We start from the raw sequence: 17,393 nt of genomic DNA, 5'->3' as shown, positions 1-17,393 counted from the left end.
CGCATGACAGAAGAACAGGACGTCGCAGAGCTCAGCTTCGAGCAAGCGCTAAAGGAGCTGGAGCAGATCGTCGGTCGGCTGGAGACCGGCGAAGAAGAGCTCGACAAGGCGATCCAGCTCTATGAGCGCGGCGACAAGCTGCGCCAGCTTTGCGCCCAGCGGCTCGATGCAGCGCAGGAGCGGATCGAGGCGATCCGCCTGGGCGCCGACGGCCGCCCCACCGGTACCGCACCCTTTGCCGCGAGCTGATATGCCGACTGTCGAAACATCGTCCTCCCTGGATGGCGCGCTGCGTGATGTCGGCGCGGAGATCGACCGCCAGTTCGACCTGCTGCTGCCCGTACCCCAGGACGCGCGCGCACCCTTGTTCGAGGCGATGCGCCACGCGGCAATCGGCGGCGGCAAGCGGCTGCGGCCGCTGCTGGTATTCGCGACCGGCCAGTTGTTCGCGGTCGACCGGACCTGCCTGGCGCGGGCCGCGACCGCGATCGAGTGCATCCACGTCTATAGCCTGATCCACGACGACCTGCCGGCCATGGACGACGACGACCTGCGCCGCGGCAAGCCGACGGTGCACAAGGCGTTCGACGAGGCGACCGCCATCCTGGCGGGCGATTCGCTGCACGCACTGGCGTTCGAACTGCTGGCCGACGAGGCGACCCATCCGGACCCGCGGGTTCGCGTCGAGCTGATCGCCGACCTGGCGCGCTCCGCGGGTCCGTCGGGAATGGCCGGTGGCCAGGCGATGGACCTTGAGGCAGAGGGCACCCGCTTTGACCTCGCCACCGTCACCCGGCTGCAGGCGCTCAAGACGGGCGCGCTGATTGCCTGTTCGGTCGAGGCTGGCGCCATCCTGGGCCGGCTCCCGGTCGAGGGACGCACGGGACTGCGCGGCTATGCCCATGACCTGGGGCTGGCCTTCCAGATCGCCGACGACATGCTCGACGTCGAAGGCGACGAGGACGCCGTCGGCAAGGCGCTGCGCAAGGACGGAGCCGCGGGCAAGGAGACGTTCGTCTCGCTGCTGGGCATGGAGCGCGCGCGCGAACAGGCGCGGATCCTGATCGACCAGGCGGTGGCGCATCTTCGCAGCTTCGGGCCCGAGGCGGACCTGCTGCGCGACATCGCCCGCTATGTGCTGGAGCGCGACCGTTGAGCCAGCGCATCGGTGTCTATCCCGGCACGTTCGATCCCATCACCCGCGGCCACATGGACATCATCCGGCGGGGCGCAAAGCTCGTCGACCGACTGGTGATCGGCGTGACGACGAACCCGTCCAAGTCGCCGATGTTCAGCCTGCCCGAGCGGCTGGCGATGGTCGAGCGGGAAGTCGCGGACGTGACTGGCGACATCCGGGTAGTGAGCTTTGACTCGCTGCTGATGGACTTTGCCGAGCGCGAACATGCCAGCGTGATCGTACGGGGCCTGCGCGCCGTCGCCGACTTCGAATACGAATATCAGATGGCCGGCATGAACCAGCAGATCAATCCGCGGGTCGAGACGGTGTTCCTGATGGCCGACGTCTCCCTGCAGCCGATCGCGAGCCGGCTGGTGAAGGAAATCGCACTGTACGGCGGAGACATCAGCAAGTTCGTGCCCCCCGCGGTGCGCGATGAGGTCGCGGCCCGTGTGAACCAGATCGGACGCAAGGGCAGCGCCTGACGACGTGATCGTCAGGGCAATGGGCTAGCATCACCTTCCCTGCCCCCGCTACGCAGGGGCGGATGGGACACGATCACGCGAATCGCGGTCATGCGCACGGCCATGGCGGGCACAGCCATGGTGGCCACAGCCATGGCGGTCATGGTCATTCCCATGCGCCGGCGGACTTCGGCCGCGCCTTTGCGATCGGCACCGTGCTCAACCTTGCCTTCGTCGCCTTCGAAGGCGCCGCCGGCCTTCTCACCAACTCGGTCGCGCTGTTGGCGGACGCGGGACACAATCTGTCGGATGTGCTGGGCTTGCTGATCGCCTGGGGCGGCGCGGAGCTCGCCAAGCGGCCGACGTCCAAGCGCTTCACCTATGGCCTGCGCGGGTCGTCCATCCTGGCGGCGCTGGCGAATGCCCTGGTGCTGCTGGTGGCGGTGGGAGCGATCGCGCTGGAGGCGTTCCGCCGGCTTTCCGATCCGCAGCCCATCGAGGCGGGGCCGATGATGGTCGTCGCCGCGATCGGCATCGCGGTGAACCTGGGCACGGCAATGCTGTTCGCGCGCGGCCGCAAGGGCGATGTGAACATCCGCGGCGCGTTCCTCCACATGGCCGCGGACGCTGCGGTATCCGCGGGCGTGGTCATTGCCGGCGCGCTATATCTGTGGAGCGGCGCGGCCTGGATCGACCCGGCGGTGAGCCTGTTGGTGGTGGCGGTGATCCTGTGGAGCACCTGGGGCCTGCTCAAGGAATCCACCGTCCTCGCGCTGCAGGCGGTGCCGCCCGGAATTGATCCTGACAAGGTCGCGACGATGCTGGAGGGGCTGGCGGGCGTCGCCCGGCTGCACGACCTGCACATCTGGCCGATGAGCACGACCGAGACGGCGCTTACCGCCCATCTGGTGATGCCAGGCGGCCATCCCGGCGACGCCTTCCTGGCGAGTACCCAGCACCGGCTGTCGCATGATTTCGGGATCGGCCATGCGACGCTGCAGATCGAGCTGTCCGAGGATGCGGACTGCGGCATGGGCGAACGGCTGGTGTGAACCGGCGCCGGGCGAAGGCGCCGGGTAGTGGCGAGAGGGCGGCGGCCCGCCCTCTCCTCTTACTCGCCGCCGACGCGCTCGATGTCGGCGCCGACCGCCTGCAGCTTTTCCTCCAGCCGCTCATAGCCGCGGTCGAGGTGATAGATGCGGCTGACCGAGGTCTCGCCCTCTGCCGCGAGGCCGGCGATGATCAGGCTCATCGATGCGCGAAGATCGGTCGCCATCACGGGCGCGCCGATCAGCTTGTCGACGCCGCGCACCACCGCCACGCGCCCGCGCACCTGGATGTCGGCACCCATGCGCGCCAGTTCGGGGACGTGCATGTAGCGGTTCTCGAAAATCGTCTCGGTGAGGACGCTTGCACCGGTCGCCTTGGTCAGCATCGCCATGAACTGCGCCTGCATGTCCGTGGCAAAGCCCGGGAACGGTGCCGTCGAGAGCGTGAGCGGGCCGATCGGTCCGGTGGCCTCCACGAAGAGCGAGTTGCGGCGTTCCTCGACGGTGACGCCCGCCTCGACCAGCGCATCGATGGTCGCGCGCATGTCTTCGGCAACGACGCCGGCGAGTTCGACTGCACCTCCCGTGATTGCCGCGGCACAGGCATAGCTGCCCGCCTCGATGCGGTCGGGCATCACGGCGTAGGTCGCACCATGAAGGCGGTCGACACCCTCGATCTCCAGCCGCTCGGTGCCGATGCCGTCGATGCGGGCACCCATGGCGACGAGGCAGCGGCAGAGGTCGACGATCTCCGGCTCGCGCGCGGCATTGTCGATCACCGACGAGCCCGAGGCGAGCACGGCCGCCATCAGCGCATTCTCGGTCGCGCCGACGGATACGATCGGGAAGGTCACGCGACCGCCCGGCAGCCGGCCGTTCGGCGCACTGGCCTTCACATAGCCGGCGGCGAGCTCGATGTGGGCACCCAGTGCTTCGAGCGCCTTGAGATGGAGGTCGATCGGGCGATTGCCGATCGCGCAGCCGCCGGGAAGCGAGACCGTCGCCTCGCCCGCGCGGGCGACGAGCGGGCCGAGCACCAGGATCGAGGCGCGCATCTTGCGCACGATGTCATAGGGGGCGACCGTCGAGGTCAGGCGCTGCGCGCGCATCGTCATGACGCGACCGAAGTCGCTGGGATGCGCGCCCTCGATCATCGTCGAGACGCCGAACTGGTTGAGCAGGTGACCGAAGCTGTCGACGTCCGCCAGGCGCGGCAGGTTCCGCAGCGTCAGCGGCTCCTCGGTCAACAGCGCGCAGGGAAGCAGCGTGAGTGCGGCGTTCTTGGCGCCCGAAATGGCGATGCGGCCCTTCAGACGATTGCCGCCGCGGATAAGGATACGGTCCATCGCGCGGCTTTAGCCGGTTGCCGGCCGCGCGCAAGCGGGCGCTAGGCAGCGTAGCCGCGCTGCCCGCAGTTCACCGCAAAAACGATTACGCTTTTTCCAAGGTGCATTGCAGGGGATGCTGGTTCTGGCGCGCGAAATCCATGACCTGGCCGACTTTCGTCTCGGCCACTTCATAGCTGAACACGCCGCAGACCCCGACGCCCTTCTGGTGAACATGGAGCATCACCCGAGTCGCCTCTTCCATGTTCATCCGGAAGAAGCGTTGCAGGACCAGGACGACGAATTCCATCGGCGTATAGTCGTCGTTGAGCATCAACACGCGATACGGCGTCGGCTTCTTGGTGCGCGTGCGGGTGCGCGTTGCGACCCCGGAGACGGAACCGGAATCGTCGTCGTTCTCGCCACCTTCGGAAAGGCGGGGACGCAGCTTTGGGGCATCGATCATCACGAACAGCAAATATGGCATGGCCACATGGAAGGGCAAGGCCACGCCCTGTCGCGAAATCGCATTTGATGCCCTGACGACAGCGCCTTCGCCGATCGAACGGCTTGCGAAGCGGGCATGAAAAAGGGCGCCCGCTCACGCGGCCGCCCCATTTCCTTCCCTCACCCCAAGGGGTGGGAGACGTTCGTCAGCCGACGACCTTGAACTTGTCGGTTGCAAGCGCAACGCGGTTCGACAGCGGCTGGGCCGCGTCGCTCGCGAGCTTGAGCATCGCTTCCGTGTTCTTGGACGTCTCGGCAACGAGCGAGTCGAAGGTCGAGCGGAAGAAGTCGGACTGCAGCTTGAAGAACTCGGTCGGCGACTTCACCGATGCGAGCGTCTTCATGGTCGCCGTCGCGTTCTCGAAGTTGCGGCGGCCGAAGTCGGCAGCGTCGTGACCGATCGATTCCAGGCCCTTGGCGGCGATGCGGCTGGCCTCGACCAGTGCCTCGACATTGCCCTTGGCGAGATCGGTCATTTCCTCGACCGTCTTGGCGCTCTTTTCCATCGCGGCCTTGGTGCGCGCGTTCATGTCTGCGAACAGGGCCTGCGCCTTGTCGGTGGTGGCTTCGGTGGCATCGTTGGTGTGGATCATGGTGCGTTCCTCTGGCGCGGGCGTCGCCGTCTCGGCAGCCCGGCTGGTTTCCCCGACAAGCGTCTCTGCGGCCTCTGCGACCGGCTGGTCGGCATCGGCTGTCTTGTCGACGATGGTTTCCAACTGCGCGTTCACCGAAGCCACGAGCTGTTCGGCAGGCGTTGCGGCGGGAGCCACGAACGGGACCTGGACAGGCTTCTTTTCGGCGGCGGTGGCAACAGACGGCGGGGACACGACCGGCTTCGTCCGACGTGCCGGAGCCTTACGAGCCATTGCCGCGGGGGCCTTAGCTTTGGGTTCCTTGCCTGTCACGCGAATGGCCTCCTGCACAACGCTGCTGCAGCGCAACAAATACGATGTCCTTTGCAGCAATGCAATGCGTAATTGTGCGGTGCAACATTGCAGCAAGTCGTTCTGTCGCACCGCAGGCTTATCGTTTCAGGACATACTCTCCAGGCGCGGGGCCAAGCGCGCGCAATTTGCCCTCCCCCGGGATCCGGGCACCGGTTGCAGGCACCTCTTCATTGTCGATCCCGCGCAGCCACTCGATCCAGTCGGGCCACCAGCTGCCCTTCACTTCCCGCGCGCCGGCGACGAAATCCTCAAGGCTGGCGACCCCCGGGGCATCGTTGCGCCAATATTGATACTTGCCGGCGGAAGGCGGGTTGACCACGCCGGCGATATGCCCGGAACCGGCGAGCACGAAACGCAGCGGCCCCGTGAAATGATGGGTGATCCGCCACACGCTTTCGGCAGGCGCAATATGGTCCTCGCGCCCGGCCTGGACATAGCTGGGCGTCTTGACGGTCGTCAGGTCGAGCGGGGTATGATCGATGCTGAGCGATCCGGGCTGCACCAGCCGGTTGTCGCGGTAGAGATCGGTCAGATAGCTCAGGTGCCAGGTTGCCGGCAGGTTGGTGACGTCGGCATTCCAGTGGAGCAGGTCGAACGGCGGCGCATCCTCCCCGAGCAGGTAGTTGGACGTCACATAGTTCCAGATCAGCTCGCGCCCGCGCAGCAGGTTGAAGGTCGCGGCCATCACCCGCCCGTCCAGGAAACCCTCCGCCGACAGCGACCGGATCAGTTCCAGCTGGTCATCGTCCACGAACAGCGACAGCTCGCCCGCCTTGGAGAAATCGACCTGGGCGGTGAAGAAGGTCGCGCTCGCCACCTTGTCCGCCTCCCCGCGCGCCGTCAGCAGCGCCAGCGTCGCGGCGAGCGTGGTGCCGGCGACGCAATAGCCGACCGCATGCACTGCCGGCACGTCGAGCAATTCCCGCACCGTGTCGATCGCGTCGATCTGGCCACGCAGGACATAGTCGTCCCAGCGCACGTCCTTCATGCTGGCATCGGCCGAGCGCCACGAGACCACGAACACCGAAAGCCCCTGCTCCACCGCCCAACGGATCAGGCTTTTGTCGGCTGTGAGGTCGAGGATGTAGAAGCGGTTGATCCAGGGCGGGAAGATGACGATCGGGGTGGCGAGCACCTTTTCGGTGGTCGGCTCATAATGGATGAGTTCGTACAACTCGGTCCGCTTGATGACCTTGCCGGGCGTCGTCGCGATGTTCCGGCCGATCTCGAACGCGGCGGCATCGCTGTGGGTGACCTGCCCGCGCGCCATGTCGGACAGCAGGTTCTGCAGGCCCTTCAGCAGATTTTCGCCGCGCGTCTCGACGATGCGCTCGAGCACCAGCGGGTTCGTAATGGGAAAATTGGACGGGCTCATCGCGTCGACGAACCCGCGTGTCAGGAAGCGCAGCCGCTCCTTCTGACGCTCGTCAATGCCCTCGAAGGCATCTACGCTTTTCATCAGGTGCTGCGACGCCAGCAGGTAGCTCTGGCGGATGAAGTCGAAGACGGGTTGCTCATGCCATTGCGGCGCCTTGAACCGGCGGTCGCGCGCCTGTTCGTCCGGCTCGACATAGGGCTCGGCGTGCGCGGGATCGACGAAACGCTGCCACAGCTTGAACGAATCGGTCCAGAAATCGGCGCTGGCCTGGGCAAGCGCGAACGGATCCACCCAGCCCGGCAGCGCTGGCGTCGCAGCTGTCGGGGCAGCCGCCGCCTCCGTGGGCTTTTCTCCTGGAAAGGCGAAGCCGTGCTCCATCAGCATCTGCTGGGCGCGGCCGAAGACCGCCGTCCAATGCTGCAGGTCGGCGAGCGACGGCATCGCCGGCTGTTCCGGGGGCATGGGTGCGGCATTATCTGCCATGAGCGTCTCTCCATCTGATGCCGTCGCGGCAGCCTAACCTATGCCGGGCCGCGCGTCAGGCACGAGCTTTGCGTGATTTCGTTGCGGTTATGGGTCCGCGGACCCCAAGTTTGTTTCCGCAGGCCGCCGAATGACGTAGAAGAACGCTCCATCAAGCAACGAGGGACCGATGTCCGAGGAATTCTACCGCATCAAGCGACTGCCGCCCTATGTCATCGCCGAAGTGAACGCGATGCGAGCGGCGGCGCGCGCGGGCGGTGAGGACATCATCGACCTGGGCATGGGCAATCCGGACCTGCCGCCCCCGCAGCACGTCATCGACAAGCTGTGCGAAGTGGCGCGCAAGCCCGACGCCCACGGCTATTCCGCGTCCAAGGGCATCCCGGGGCTGCGCCGGGCGCAGGCCAATTATTATGGCCGCCGCTTTGGCGTCGACATCGATCCCGAGACCGAGGTCGTCGTGACCATGGGGTCGAAGGAGGGGCTGGCGAGCCTTGCGACCGCGATCACGGCGCCGGGCGACGTGGTGCTGGCGCCCAACCCCAGCTACCCCATCCACACCTTTGGCTTCATCATCGCGGGCGCGACGATCCGCGCCGTGCCGACGACACCGGACGAGGCCTATTTCGAGAGCCTCGAGCGGGCGATGAACTTCACGGTGCCGCGGCCGAGCATCCTGGTCGTGAACTATCCGTCGAACCCGACGGCGGAAGCCGTCGACCTCGCCTTTTACGAGCGGCTGGTAGCCTGGGCGAAGGAGAACAAGGTCTGGATCCTCTCCGACCTTGCCTATTCGGAGCTGTATTTCGACGGCAAGCCGACCCCCTCGATCCTGCAGGTGAAGGGCGCAAAGGACGTTGCGATCGAGTTCACCTCGCTGTCGAAGACCTATTCGATGGCCGGCTGGCGGATCGGCTTTGCGGTCGGCAACAAGCAGCTGATCGCCGCGATGACGCGGGTGAAATCCTACCTCGACTATGGCGCGTTCACGCCGGTCCAGGCCGCTGCCTGCGCAGCGCTCAACGGCCCGCAGGACATCGTCGAGCGCAACCGCCAGCTCTATCACAAGCGCCGCGACGTGATGGTCGAGAGCTTTGCGCGTGCAGGCTGGGACATCCCCTCCCCGCCGGCATCGATGTTCGCCTGGGCGCCGCTGCCGCCGGCGCTGGCGCACCTGGGCAGCCTGGAGTTTTCCAAGCAGCTGCTGACTCACGCCAAGGTCGCAGTGGCGCCGGGCGTCGGCTATGGCGAGAATGGCGAAGGCTATGTCCGCATCGCGATGGTCGAGAACGAGCAGCGGCTGCGTCAGGCCGCACGCAACGTGAAGCGCTATTTGCAGTCGATGGGCGTCAACACGCCGGGCCAGGCGGCGGGGTGATCGGCAGCGGGGCGGATCCGTCCGCCCCGCCCTTCCGGCGCGGTGGTGCTCATGCTGCGCCGCATCAGCGCGGCACAGCGCGTAAATTCCCACCGAAAACCGCTGAATTTCGTTGCAAAGCAACAGGCCGCCGCCCCATCTAGAACCCGTGCTGCGACAATATGAACTTGTGGAGCGGGTCAAAGCCTATGACCCGGAGGCCGATGAGGCGTTGCTCAACCGCGCCTATGTCTTTTCGATGCATGCCCATGGCAGCCAGAAGCGGGCCTCGGGCGATCCCTATTTCAGCCACCCGATCGAGGTGGCGGGCATCCTGACCGACCTGCACCTCGACGACGAGACGATCGCGACCGCGATCCTCCACGACACGATCGAGGACACGGTCGCCACGCCCGAGGAGATCGAGGCGAAGTTCGGACCCTCCGTCGCCCGCATGGTGGACGGCGTGACCAAGCTGTCGAAGATCGAGGCGCAGACCGAGAACCAGCGTGCAGCAGAGAATTTGCGCAAGTTCCTGCTGGCCATGTCCGACGACATCCGGGTGCTGCTGGTGAAGCTCGCCGACCGGCTGCACAACATGCGCACGCTGCACCACATCTCGAAGCCCGAGAAGCGGCGTCGGATCGCGCGGGAAACCATGGATATCTATGCCCCGCTCGCAGAGCGGATCGGCATGTACGAATTCATGAACGAGATGCAGACGCTCGCCTTCCAGCAGCTGGAGCCGGAAGCGTATGAGTCGATCACGCGCCGGCTGGAACAGCTGCAGACCGGCGGCGCCGAGCGCATCGAAAGCATCGCCGGCGGCATCAAGCAGTTGCTGGAGCGCAGCGGCATCGAGGCCGAAGTCTCCGGCCGCGAGAAGCACCCCTATTCGATCTGGCGCAAGATGTCGGAACGCCACGTCAGCATGGAGCAGCTGACCGACATCATGGCGTTCCGCGCGATCGTCGATACCGAAGAGGAATGCTACCGGGCGCTTGGCATCATCCATCGGCGCTGGCCGATGGTGCCGGGGCGGTTCAAGGATTACATCTCGACGCCCAAGCGCAACGGCTATCGTTCGCTCCACACCAGCGTCATCCATTCCGAAAATATGCGGGTGGAGATCCAGATCCGGACGCGCGAGATGCATGCCCAGGCCGAGTTCGGCATGGCCGCGCACTGGGCGTACAAGCAGGATGCGGTGCGCCCCGACACCCAGGTCACCTGGATCCGCGACCTGGTAGAGATCCTGGACACTGCCGAGAGCCCGGAAGAGCTGCTCGAGCATACCCGCATGGCGATGTACCAGGATCGCATCTTCGCCTTCACCCCCAAGGGCGAGCTGCACCAGCTGCCCAAGGGCGCGACGCCGATCGACTTCGCCTATGCCGTGCACACCGACCTGGGCGACCAGGCGGTGGGTGCCAAGGTCAACGGGCGCGTGGTGCCGCTGCGCACCGAATTGCGCAACGGCGACCAGGTCCAGATCCTGCGGTCAAAGGCGCAGGAGCCGCAGAGCAACTGGCTGAACTTCGCCGCGACCGGAAAGGCGCAGGCGGCGATCCGCCGGCACCTGCGCCACAAGGAGCGCGAAGAGACGCTGGCGCTGGGTGCCAAGCTCTATGACGACATCGTCGCCCGGCTGCCGGTGGCACTGGGGGCCGGCGCGGTCGACGAGGCGCTCAAGCGGCTGGGTCTGTCGGACGAGAACGCGCTGCGCGATGCGATCGCCAAGGGCAAGCTCAGCGACGAAGCGGTGATCGAGGCGCTGATGCCGGGCACGGCCGCAGGCGCCCGCGCCAAGCAGCTGCTGGGCCAGCGCGCGCCGATCGTCATCGAGGGGCTGACGCCCGGGATCGCCTTCGACCTTGCCGAGGATTGCCGGCCGGTGCCGGGTGACCGGATCGTGGCGCTGCGCAAGCCGAATGGCGCGATGGAAGTGCATGCGATCAGCTGCCCCTCGCTTGCCGAGCGCGACGATGCGGACTGGATCGACGTGACCTGGGGCGACGGCGCCGAGGGCGGGACCGCCCGCATTGCGGTGACGCTCAAGAACGAGCCCGGCGCGCTGGGCGCGATCGCCACCATCATCGGCGCGCACAAGGCGAACATCCTTGGCTTGCGCCTCGATGACCGGGACACGACATTCCACACCAACACGATCGATCTGGAGGTGCGCGACGCGACGCACCTGATGCGGCTGCTGGCGGCGTTGCGCGCGGCAGACGTGGTCAATGACGCGCAACGCATGGATGGGTTACCCCAAGGCAATTGACATGGTTGTAGGCAATGAACAGACACGGGCCATGCACCTGCATCCGCTCGCCGTGGCACCTGCCGACATCGACCACATGGGCCATGTGAACAATGCCGTGTACCTGACCTGGGTGCAGGAGGCGGTCGTCGCCTATTGGGAAAAGGTCGCGCCCAGCGAGGCCGTCGCCCGCCACCTGTGGGTCGCGCTGAAGCACGAGATCACCTATCGCCGACCCGCGTTCCTGGACGACGCGATCATGGCCACCGTCGTCGCCGAGCGCGTGCAGGGCGCCCGGGCGTTCTTCTCCACGCTGATCAAGCGCGGCGAGGACGTACTGGCGGAAGTGAAGAGCACCTGGTGCTCGCTCGATTCCGGCACGCTCCGGCCTGCGCGGCTGGACCCCGACGTGGTCAGCCGCTTCCTTCCGAATTGATCGTCAGCGCGCCGGCGTCGCCGGCACGCCTCCGTCATAGCGGATCCGCCACAGCTTGAACGGCGCGCGCTTCGACAGCGCTACCGGCTCCAGCCAGTCCGGCACCTTCCCCTTGGACAGCTGCGCGTAGAAGCCGTTGGGCGCACGCGAGCGGTACAGCGTCGTCTCCGCCATGTTCGGGCATGTCAGCAGATAGGTCGCGCCGTGCCGCCCGGCGATCCCGCGGAACGCGTCGGGGCTCCCCTGGAACGCGTGATGCACGTCCAGAATCGCCTGGCCGTTGCGGTGGTAGGGCCCGGTAATGCCGTCATGGTGCGTCGTGACCACCAGGCGCGGCCCCAGGTCGACGTGGGTGAACATCGTCGCGGCGGGGATGCGGTTAAGTTCCTGGAGCGCGGAGAAGCTCATGCAGCGCGCGCTTGCGCGGTTCACGGCGAGCGTGCGGGCATCCGGGGGATCGAGGCGCAGGCGCTGGACCAGGCTCGCCGAGAACAGCCCCGCCAAAGCCAGCACCACCATGAGCGCGGCGCCCCCGACCTTGATCGCGATGGACCGCTGGGCGAAGAACCAGGACAGGATGAGCCAGGCGAGCGAAACTTCGCCCGCGATCGCCAGCAGCTGCGCCGCCGGACCCGCGCGGATCTGCCACAGCAGCATCGCCCCGGCAAAGGCCGTAAACAGCGCGATGGCGGCCCAGCCTGCGAATTGCTCGGCATTCCGCCGCGACCGCCAGCAGGCGACGCACGCCCCAATCAGCCCCAGCGCCGGCACGATCGCGATCGGCACCGCAAGCCGCAGCGGATGCTGATAGATCGGCTTCGCCTCCCGGACATTGTTCAGCCAGGTGCGGGCGAGCTCGTCCGAAACCCCCTCGGGACGGGAGAGGCAGTTGGGGAACAGCGCGGCGAACCCGCCCGCGATGACGACGCCCACCCCCGCGCCTGCCGCGAGGCGCGCGAGCCGCGACTTCAGGGGCAGCCGCGACAGCCCGAACAGCGCCGCGCCACCGGCGACGGTCACCGACAGCCACACCGGCGTCAGTGCGTCGCAACGCATCGCGTAATTGGCGTGGGACGCGAATGCGATGAAGCCGATCGCGCTGCCGCCCGCAAGCGTCGCGCCATAGACGGCCAGCCGCCGCGCCTCCGCCCGGTCCCAGACCCAGCGCAGCGCCACCAGCCCACCGGCCATCGCGCAATAGGGCAGCAGTTCGAGCCCGATGGTGAGCGAGGCGGCACTCGACAGGCCGACCATGGCACCGCCCCTGCGCTTGCGGGGGTCCGTCAGCCCGGCGACCGTGAGGCTGAGGCACGCAAGCTGCCAGCCGTGGTGGTCGATGCGCATCGGCATGAACATCGGCAGCATCGCGGAGCAGCCGAACATAAACAGGATCGCCAGCGGCCACGCCACCGGCGACACCAGCCGCCGGACGGTCGCGGCCAGTGCGACCATCACGATCGAGAGCGGGAGCAGCGGCGCGATGCCGCACGCGAGCCGCTCCGCCAATGCCGCGCCGGTGAACGGCTTGAACAACAGGAACAGCCCGGCGATCGGCAGGTCGACCAGGCGGGACCAGTGGATGTCGAGCCCGGCAGGGGGATTGAGGCGGTACTGGCGCAGGTCGTACCAACCCTGGCCGGCGAGCAACCCGCGCACCTGCATCAGCCGCATGTTGTCGTCGGTGTCGTTCAGCACCAGCCAGTGGATCTGCGGCCAGCGCTGCGACAGATATACACCCGCGATGACCGCCCACAGCAGCAGCGTGCGGCGCAGCCAGTAGCGATCCAGTCGATCCAGGAGCTCGAGCTTGACGGACCTGTCGTTCAAAACCGCTTTCCTCACCCCCACGGGCACGATACTGCCCGCGCGCTCGGCGCCGGCTCTAATGGCGGCCGCGCAAAGGGCAAGGGCGAGACAGGCGTGGACACCATCCTGAGACGGGTCGAGACGATGCGAGCGAGCGGAATGCTCGGCCAGCTCGTGCGATTCGGCATCGCGGGCGGGATCTCTACGCTGATCTATGCGGCAGTCTATCTGCCGCTCACGACCTGGGTCTTCCCGCGCGAACACGCGGTCTACGCGGTTCCGTTCGCCTTTGCCGTCGCGGTGACGGCGGGCTTCTTCCTGCATAGCCGCTGGAGCTTCAAGGGCCACGGCGTCCGCCACCCCGGCATGCGCCAGCAGCTGCAGTTCGTGGCGGTGCAGGGATCGGGCATGGCACTGAACGCGGCGATCACCTGGGTCGGGACGGCGGTGTTCGACCTCCCGGCGTGGGCGCCGCTTTTGCCGGCGGTGGCGCTGGCGACGATCTTTACCTTCATCCTCAATCGCTGGCTGGTGTTTGGCTGATATGGACCGTGTCATCTACGACCGCATGGCCGCGCATGATTCCACCCATTGGTGGTACCGCGCCCGCCGCGACATCCTTGCCGACTATATCACCCGCTATGCCGCAATTCCCGCGGACGCCCGCATCCTGGAGATCGGGTGCGGCACCGGCCACAACCTGCCGATGCTGGCGGCGTTCGGCGAGGTGGATGCCATCGAGATCGACGAAGCGGCCCGCGACATCGCGAGTGCCCGGCTCGGCAAAGCGGTGGGCGAGGCCCCGTTGCCGGAACTGCCGGGCGTGCCCGAAGCGTGCTACGACCTGATCGCCGTGCTCGACGTGGTCGAGCATATCGAGGACGACGTGGCCGCACTCGCCGGCATGGCGCGACGCCTGAAGCCGGGCGGCAAGATCCTGGTGACGGTGCCCGCGCACCAGTGGATGTGGAGCGCGCACGACGTCGTGAACCACCACCACCGGCGCTATTCCAAGGCGACCCTGGCAAAGGCGGTGGCGGATGCGGGCCTGACCCACAATGGCCTGCGCTATTTCAACTCGCTGCTGTTCCCGGCGGCGCTTGCGGCGCGGGTGGTCGGCAAGCTGACCGGCAAGGACGACAGCGACGATTCGCCGCCGGCAAAGCCGCTCAACCTCGCGTTCGAGAAGATCTTTGCACTGGAGCGGCACCTGGTCGGCCGCATGCCGCTGCCGCCTGGCCTGTCGCTGATCACGCTGCTGTCGCGGCCGGCGTAAGCGCCACCTAGCCGTCGAGACCCGGCCCGCGTGGCGCATAGGTGACTTCTCCAGGCTCCCCGGCGCGGTAGCCGAGCGACGCGCGGCCCTGCACCGGCCCCGCGACATCGGCCACGAGGTACAGCGGCCGGCGCTTCGATTCGACATAAAGCCGGCCGAGATATTCGCCGATCATGCCGAGCACGAACATCTGCACCGCCCCCAGGAACACCACCACCAGCATGGTTGAGGTCCAGCCCTGCACCGCATTCCCCATCGCCCAGCCGATCGCGATATAGGCCATCAGCAGCACCGAGGCGCCGGTCAGCACCAGCCCCATATGGCTGGCCAGCCGCAGCGGCGCGGTGGAAAATCCGGTCATCGCATCGAACGCGAAGCGCATCATCTTGGCGAGCGGGTATTTGGTCTCGCCCGCATGCCGCTCGGCGCGGTCGTAGAGGAACGGCACTTGGCGGAAGCCGACCCAGGCGACCATGCCGCGGATGAAGCGGGCCTGTTCCGGGAGCGACAGGAACGCATCGAGCGCACGCCGGCTCATCAGGCGGAAGTCGCCCGTGTCGAGCGGGATCGGCGTGTCGGTGACGCGATCGAGCACGCGATAGAAGATCGCCGCCGTCAGCTTCTTGAACAGCGACTCGCCCTCGCGCTTGCGGCGCACGGCGTAGACGACATCCGCGCTCTCGCGCACCATCGTCTCGCGCATGTCGGCGAGGAGCTCGGGCGGGTCCTGCAGGTCGGCATCCAGGATCAGGATCTGCTCGCCCGCGCACAGGTCCAGTCCCGCGGTGAGCGCGAGCTGGTGGCCGTGGTTGCGCGACAGGTTGATCGCAACCACGCACGGGTCGGCCGCGGCGATCCGCTGCATCACCGGCCAGCTGCCATCGCGTGAGCCGTCGTTGACCAGCACGATCTCATGGCTTGCCCCCACCGCCGCCCGCGCCGCGGCGGACACGCGGGCGTGAAGCGCCTCCAGGCACGCTTCTTCGTTGTAGCAGGGGATCACGATCGAGAGCGCAGGGCGGTTCATGGCCCGGCGCGATACTCTAACTGCGGCCCGAACGGAATTCCCCCGCGATCAACTTCGTCCGCACGATCAGCGCGGCAGCAAGCGCGGGATCTGCGGCAGCAGCTCACGTCCCAGAAAGCCGATCGGGCCCAGCGTCATTGCCAGCGCGCGCCCGGCCTCGCCGTGGAGCCACACGCCCCAGGCCGCGGCCACCAGCGGCGACGCCCCTCGTGAGATGAGCCCGGCGATCACGCCTGCCAGCACATCGCCCGAACCTCCCGTCGCCATGCCGACGCCGCCGCCGGCATAGCGCAGCAACGTCTTGCCGTCGGGGGCTGCGACCAGCGTGCTGCTGTCCTTGAGCACCAGCACGGCGCCGAAGCGCTTTGCAGTCGCAAGCGCGACGGCCTCGCGGTCGCGGGTGATCTCCTCCTCGTCGCATTCGCACAGGGCGGCCATTTCGCCCAGGTGGGGCGTCAGGACGAGCCGCCCGCCGAACGTCGACGCCAGCCGCTCGCACAGCGGCGCCGCACAGGCCACGGCTGCGGCATCGAGCACCATCCCGGCCTCTGGCGTGGGATCGGCGAGGAGCTGCTCGACCAGCCGGGCGGCGGCATCCCGATCGGAGATTGCCGGCCCGACCACCATGGTGTCGCACCGGCAGGTCTGGGCAGCCAGAACCTCCGTCTCGGTCGCGATCTCACCCGCATCATCTTCCGCGAGCGCCGTGACCCCCGCCTCCGGCATCGCCACCCCGAGCAGCGGGGCGGCCGAGGCGATGGTGGCCAGCATCAGCTTGCCCGCACCCGCGCGCAGCGCCGCCTCGCCCGTGAGCAGCAGCCCGCCCGGCACCCGCCGCGAACCGCCGATCGCGAGCACGCGGCCTCGGCTGTTCTTGTTCGTCCCCTCCCCATGGGTGGGTACCGGATTGGCGGCGAGCCAGGCGCTGTCGATCGGCGTCGGCTCGCTCATCCCCGTACTCCTGCGCTGCGGTCCGGCTCGCTGGTGACGGATACCGTGCTTTCCTCCACCGGCGCCGTCTCGTTGTAGCGAACGAGCGAAAGCCCGCCGTCGCGGCCCTGCGTGGGATCGAAGCGATATTCCGTGACCGAGCAGTTGGCGACGTCGCCCTGGCGGTCGATTTCCAGGATCTCCGCCTCGCTCATCCGCTCGATCACATAGCGCAGGCAGAGCACGACGACCTGGTGCGCGACGATCATCACGCGCCGCTCTCCGTAATGGAGGCCGACGGTGTCCATCAGCGATCGCAGGCGGAAGATCACGTCGCACCAGCTCTCTCCGCCGGGCGGCCGGTGATAGAATTTGCCCAGCAGCCGCCGGAATTCCGCCTGTTCCGGCAACAGCTGGGTAATGCCGCTGGTCGTCAGTCCGTCGAGGATGCCGAACTCCTTTTCGCGCAGGCGCTCGTCGATGCAGATCGGCTCGTCGGGGAAGGCGGTGCCGCCGTTCTCGCGAAACAGTCGCGCGGTATCCATGGCTCGAAGATAGGGGGAGGCGAGCAGGGCATCCGGCCGGCCGTGCGCCTCTCCGCGCGCAAACCATTGGCCGAGCGCGCGTGCCTGTTCCTCGCCGCGTTCGGACAGCGGCACGTCGACGTCGCGGGTGCCGATCGCGATTCGCGCCGCACCTGCCGCATGCGCCGCGTCCCGTGCGACATTGCCTGCGCTTTCCCCGTGTCGGACGATCCACAAACGTTCTGGCCAGACAAGGGAAGCATTTGGCATCGGCGCACTCCAGGGTCAGGGGGTTCCGCATTCAAGCGGCGAACCGGCGCGCGAGTTCCGAAAAGCGCCTTTTTGCGACCCTTTCGCAGTTGTCCGCCTGCCCTTCCCTCAACCGCACCCCCTTGCTACAGCCCGCCCGAATCTCGCATTCGCTTTGACGGCGGCGCGCCCGAGCGG

17 protein-coding genes are annotated in these 17,393 nt (G+C 67.3%); 9 read left to right on the top strand and 8 right to left on the bottom strand.

From position 1 onward, the window contains the following. Positions 1-3: 3 nt before the first annotated feature. From QP045_RS18715 to QP045_RS18700, 4 genes are all read left to right on the top strand, one after another. A complete protein-coding gene (locus tag QP045_RS18715) occupies positions 4-249 on the top strand; it encodes an exodeoxyribonuclease VII small subunit (RefSeq protein ID WP_422516521.1) in 246 nt (81 codons plus the stop codon). A gap of 1 nt (position 250) precedes the next feature. Further along, positions 251-1,156, top strand: a complete 906-nt coding sequence (locus tag QP045_RS18710) for a polyprenyl synthetase family protein (RefSeq protein ID WP_422516520.1) — start codon at positions 251-253, stop codon at positions 1,154-1,156. Then, positions 1,153-1,662 (top strand): pantetheine-phosphate adenylyltransferase, encoded by a 510-nt coding sequence (gene coaD / locus QP045_RS18705; RefSeq protein ID WP_422516519.1) that lies wholly within the window; start codon positions 1,153-1,155, stop codon positions 1,660-1,662. The genes QP045_RS18710 and coaD overlap by 4 nt, the downstream gene beginning before the upstream one ends. Positions 1,663-1,724: 62 nt before the next feature. Next, complete coding sequence (locus tag QP045_RS18700) at positions 1,725-2,693, top strand: cation diffusion facilitator family transporter (RefSeq protein ID WP_422516518.1); 969 nt, start codon at positions 1,725-1,727, stop codon at positions 2,691-2,693. A 59-nt stretch (positions 2,694-2,752) separates the two neighbouring features. Here QP045_RS18700 and murA read toward each other — a convergent pair whose 3' ends face one another. The 4 genes from murA to QP045_RS18680 all read right to left on the bottom strand — a co-directional run bounded on the left by murA (position 2,753) and on the right by QP045_RS18680 (position 7,330). Beyond that, complete coding sequence (murA, locus tag QP045_RS18695) at positions 2,753-4,036, bottom strand: UDP-N-acetylglucosamine 1-carboxyvinyltransferase (protein ID WP_422516517.1); 1,284 nt, start codon at positions 4,034-4,036, stop codon at positions 2,753-2,755. An 85-nt stretch (positions 4,037-4,121) separates the two neighbouring features. Then, complete coding sequence (clpS, locus tag QP045_RS18690; RefSeq protein ID WP_422516549.1) at positions 4,122-4,481, bottom strand: ATP-dependent Clp protease adapter ClpS; 360 nt, start codon at positions 4,479-4,481, stop codon at positions 4,122-4,124. 187 nt (positions 4,482-4,668) lie between these two features. Then, positions 4,669-5,388, bottom strand: a complete 720-nt coding sequence (phaP, locus tag QP045_RS18685) for a TIGR01841 family phasin (RefSeq protein ID WP_422516516.1) — start codon at positions 5,386-5,388, stop codon at positions 4,669-4,671. A gap of 157 nt (positions 5,389-5,545) precedes the next feature. Continuing rightward, positions 5,546-7,330, bottom strand: coding sequence for a PHA/PHB synthase family protein (locus tag QP045_RS18680; RefSeq protein WP_422516515.1), 1,785 nt, complete (start codon positions 7,328-7,330; stop codon positions 5,546-5,548). A 169-nt stretch (positions 7,331-7,499) separates the two neighbouring features. Here QP045_RS18680 and QP045_RS18675 point away from each other — a divergent pair, with 169 nt between their 5' ends. From QP045_RS18675 to QP045_RS18665, 3 genes are all read left to right on the top strand, one after another. Further along, a complete protein-coding gene (locus QP045_RS18675) occupies positions 7,500-8,708 on the top strand; it encodes an LL-diaminopimelate aminotransferase (protein WP_422516514.1) in 1,209 nt (402 codons plus the stop codon). 148 nt (positions 8,709-8,856) lie between these two features. Next, positions 8,857-10,968 (top strand): RelA/SpoT family protein, encoded by a 2,112-nt coding sequence (locus tag QP045_RS18670; protein WP_422516513.1) that lies wholly within the window; start codon positions 8,857-8,859, stop codon positions 10,966-10,968. A 31-nt stretch (positions 10,969-10,999) separates the two neighbouring features. Beyond that, positions 11,000-11,383 (top strand): acyl-CoA thioesterase, encoded by a 384-nt coding sequence (locus QP045_RS18665; protein ID WP_422516512.1) that lies wholly within the window; start codon positions 11,000-11,002, stop codon positions 11,381-11,383. A gap of 3 nt (positions 11,384-11,386) precedes the next feature. On the opposite strand, the gene QP045_RS18660 is transcribed toward QP045_RS18665, so the two are convergent. Further along, a complete protein-coding gene (locus tag QP045_RS18660) occupies positions 11,387-13,210 on the bottom strand; it encodes an AcrB/AcrD/AcrF family protein (protein ID WP_422516511.1) in 1,824 nt (607 codons plus the stop codon). 138 nt (positions 13,211-13,348) lie between these two features. Between QP045_RS18660 and QP045_RS18655 the strand changes: the two genes are divergently transcribed. Together QP045_RS18655 and QP045_RS18650 are read left to right on the top strand one after the other, a co-directional pair. Next, the gene (locus tag QP045_RS18655) at positions 13,349-13,732 is read left to right on the top strand and encodes a GtrA family protein (protein ID WP_422516548.1); all 384 of its coding nucleotides are present in this window, start codon (positions 13,349-13,351) and stop codon (positions 13,730-13,732) included. A gap of 1 nt (position 13,733) precedes the next feature. Then, positions 13,734-14,465 (top strand): class I SAM-dependent methyltransferase, encoded by a 732-nt coding sequence (locus QP045_RS18650; protein WP_422516510.1) that lies wholly within the window; start codon positions 13,734-13,736, stop codon positions 14,463-14,465. 7 nt (positions 14,466-14,472) lie between these two features. Here QP045_RS18650 and QP045_RS18645 read toward each other — a convergent pair whose 3' ends face one another. The 3 genes from QP045_RS18645 to QP045_RS18635 all read right to left on the bottom strand — a co-directional run bounded on the left by QP045_RS18645 (position 14,473) and on the right by QP045_RS18635 (position 17,216). Continuing rightward, entirely contained in the window at positions 14,473-15,492 is a 1,020-nt protein-coding gene (locus QP045_RS18645; RefSeq protein ID WP_422516509.1) for a glycosyltransferase family 2 protein, read from the bottom strand. A 66-nt stretch (positions 15,493-15,558) separates the two neighbouring features. Continuing rightward, positions 15,559-16,443 (bottom strand): NAD(P)H-hydrate dehydratase, encoded by an 885-nt coding sequence (locus QP045_RS18640; RefSeq protein ID WP_422516508.1) that lies wholly within the window; start codon positions 16,441-16,443, stop codon positions 15,559-15,561. Further along, a complete protein-coding gene (locus QP045_RS18635) occupies positions 16,440-17,216 on the bottom strand; it encodes a histidine phosphatase family protein (protein WP_422516507.1) in 777 nt (258 codons plus the stop codon). Before QP045_RS18635 ends, QP045_RS18640 begins: the two co-directional genes overlap by 4 nt. Positions 17,217-17,393 lie beyond the last annotated feature (177 nt).

The organism is Sphingomonas sp. 3-13AW (assembly GCF_049311085.1).
Classification (GTDB): Bacteria; Pseudomonadota; Alphaproteobacteria; order Sphingomonadales; family Sphingomonadaceae; genus Sphingomonas.
This window is presented reverse-complemented; position numbering and strand designations above follow the sequence as displayed.

Coding starts and splice junctions, on each gene's coding strand:
- QP045_RS18715 (WP_422516521.1), top strand. CDS start 4: ATGACAGAAGAACAGGACGTCGCAGAGCTCAGCTTCGAGCAAGCGCTA.
- QP045_RS18710 (WP_422516520.1), top strand. CDS start 251: ATGCCGACTGTCGAAACATCGTCCTCCCTGGATGGCGCGCTGCGTGAT.
- QP045_RS18700 (WP_422516518.1), top strand. CDS start 1,725: ATGGGACACGATCACGCGAATCGCGGTCATGCGCACGGCCATGGCGGG.
- murA (WP_422516517.1), bottom strand. CDS start 4,036: ATGGACCGTATCCTTATCCGCGGCGGCAATCGTCTGAAGGGCCGCATC.
- clpS (WP_422516549.1), bottom strand. CDS start 4,481: ATGATCGATGCCCCAAAGCTGCGTCCCCGCCTTTCCGAAGGTGGCGAG.
- phaP (WP_422516516.1), bottom strand. CDS start 5,388: ATGGCTCGTAAGGCTCCGGCACGTCGGACGAAGCCGGTCGTGTCCCCG.
- QP045_RS18680 (WP_422516515.1), bottom strand. CDS start 7,330: ATGGCAGATAATGCCGCACCCATGCCCCCGGAACAGCCGGCGATGCCG.
- QP045_RS18675 (WP_422516514.1), top strand. CDS start 7,500: ATGTCCGAGGAATTCTACCGCATCAAGCGACTGCCGCCCTATGTCATC.
- QP045_RS18665 (WP_422516512.1), top strand. CDS start 11,000: ATGCACCTGCATCCGCTCGCCGTGGCACCTGCCGACATCGACCACATG.
- QP045_RS18655 (WP_422516548.1), top strand. CDS start 13,349: ATGCTCGGCCAGCTCGTGCGATTCGGCATCGCGGGCGGGATCTCTACG.
- QP045_RS18650 (WP_422516510.1), top strand. CDS start 13,734: ATGGACCGTGTCATCTACGACCGCATGGCCGCGCATGATTCCACCCAT.
- QP045_RS18645 (WP_422516509.1), bottom strand. CDS start 15,492: ATGAACCGCCCTGCGCTCTCGATCGTGATCCCCTGCTACAACGAAGAA.
- QP045_RS18640 (WP_422516508.1), bottom strand. CDS start 16,443: ATGAGCGAGCCGACGCCGATCGACAGCGCCTGGCTCGCCGCCAATCCG.
- QP045_RS18635 (WP_422516507.1), bottom strand. CDS start 17,216: ATGCCAAATGCTTCCCTTGTCTGGCCAGAACGTTTGTGGATCGTCCGA.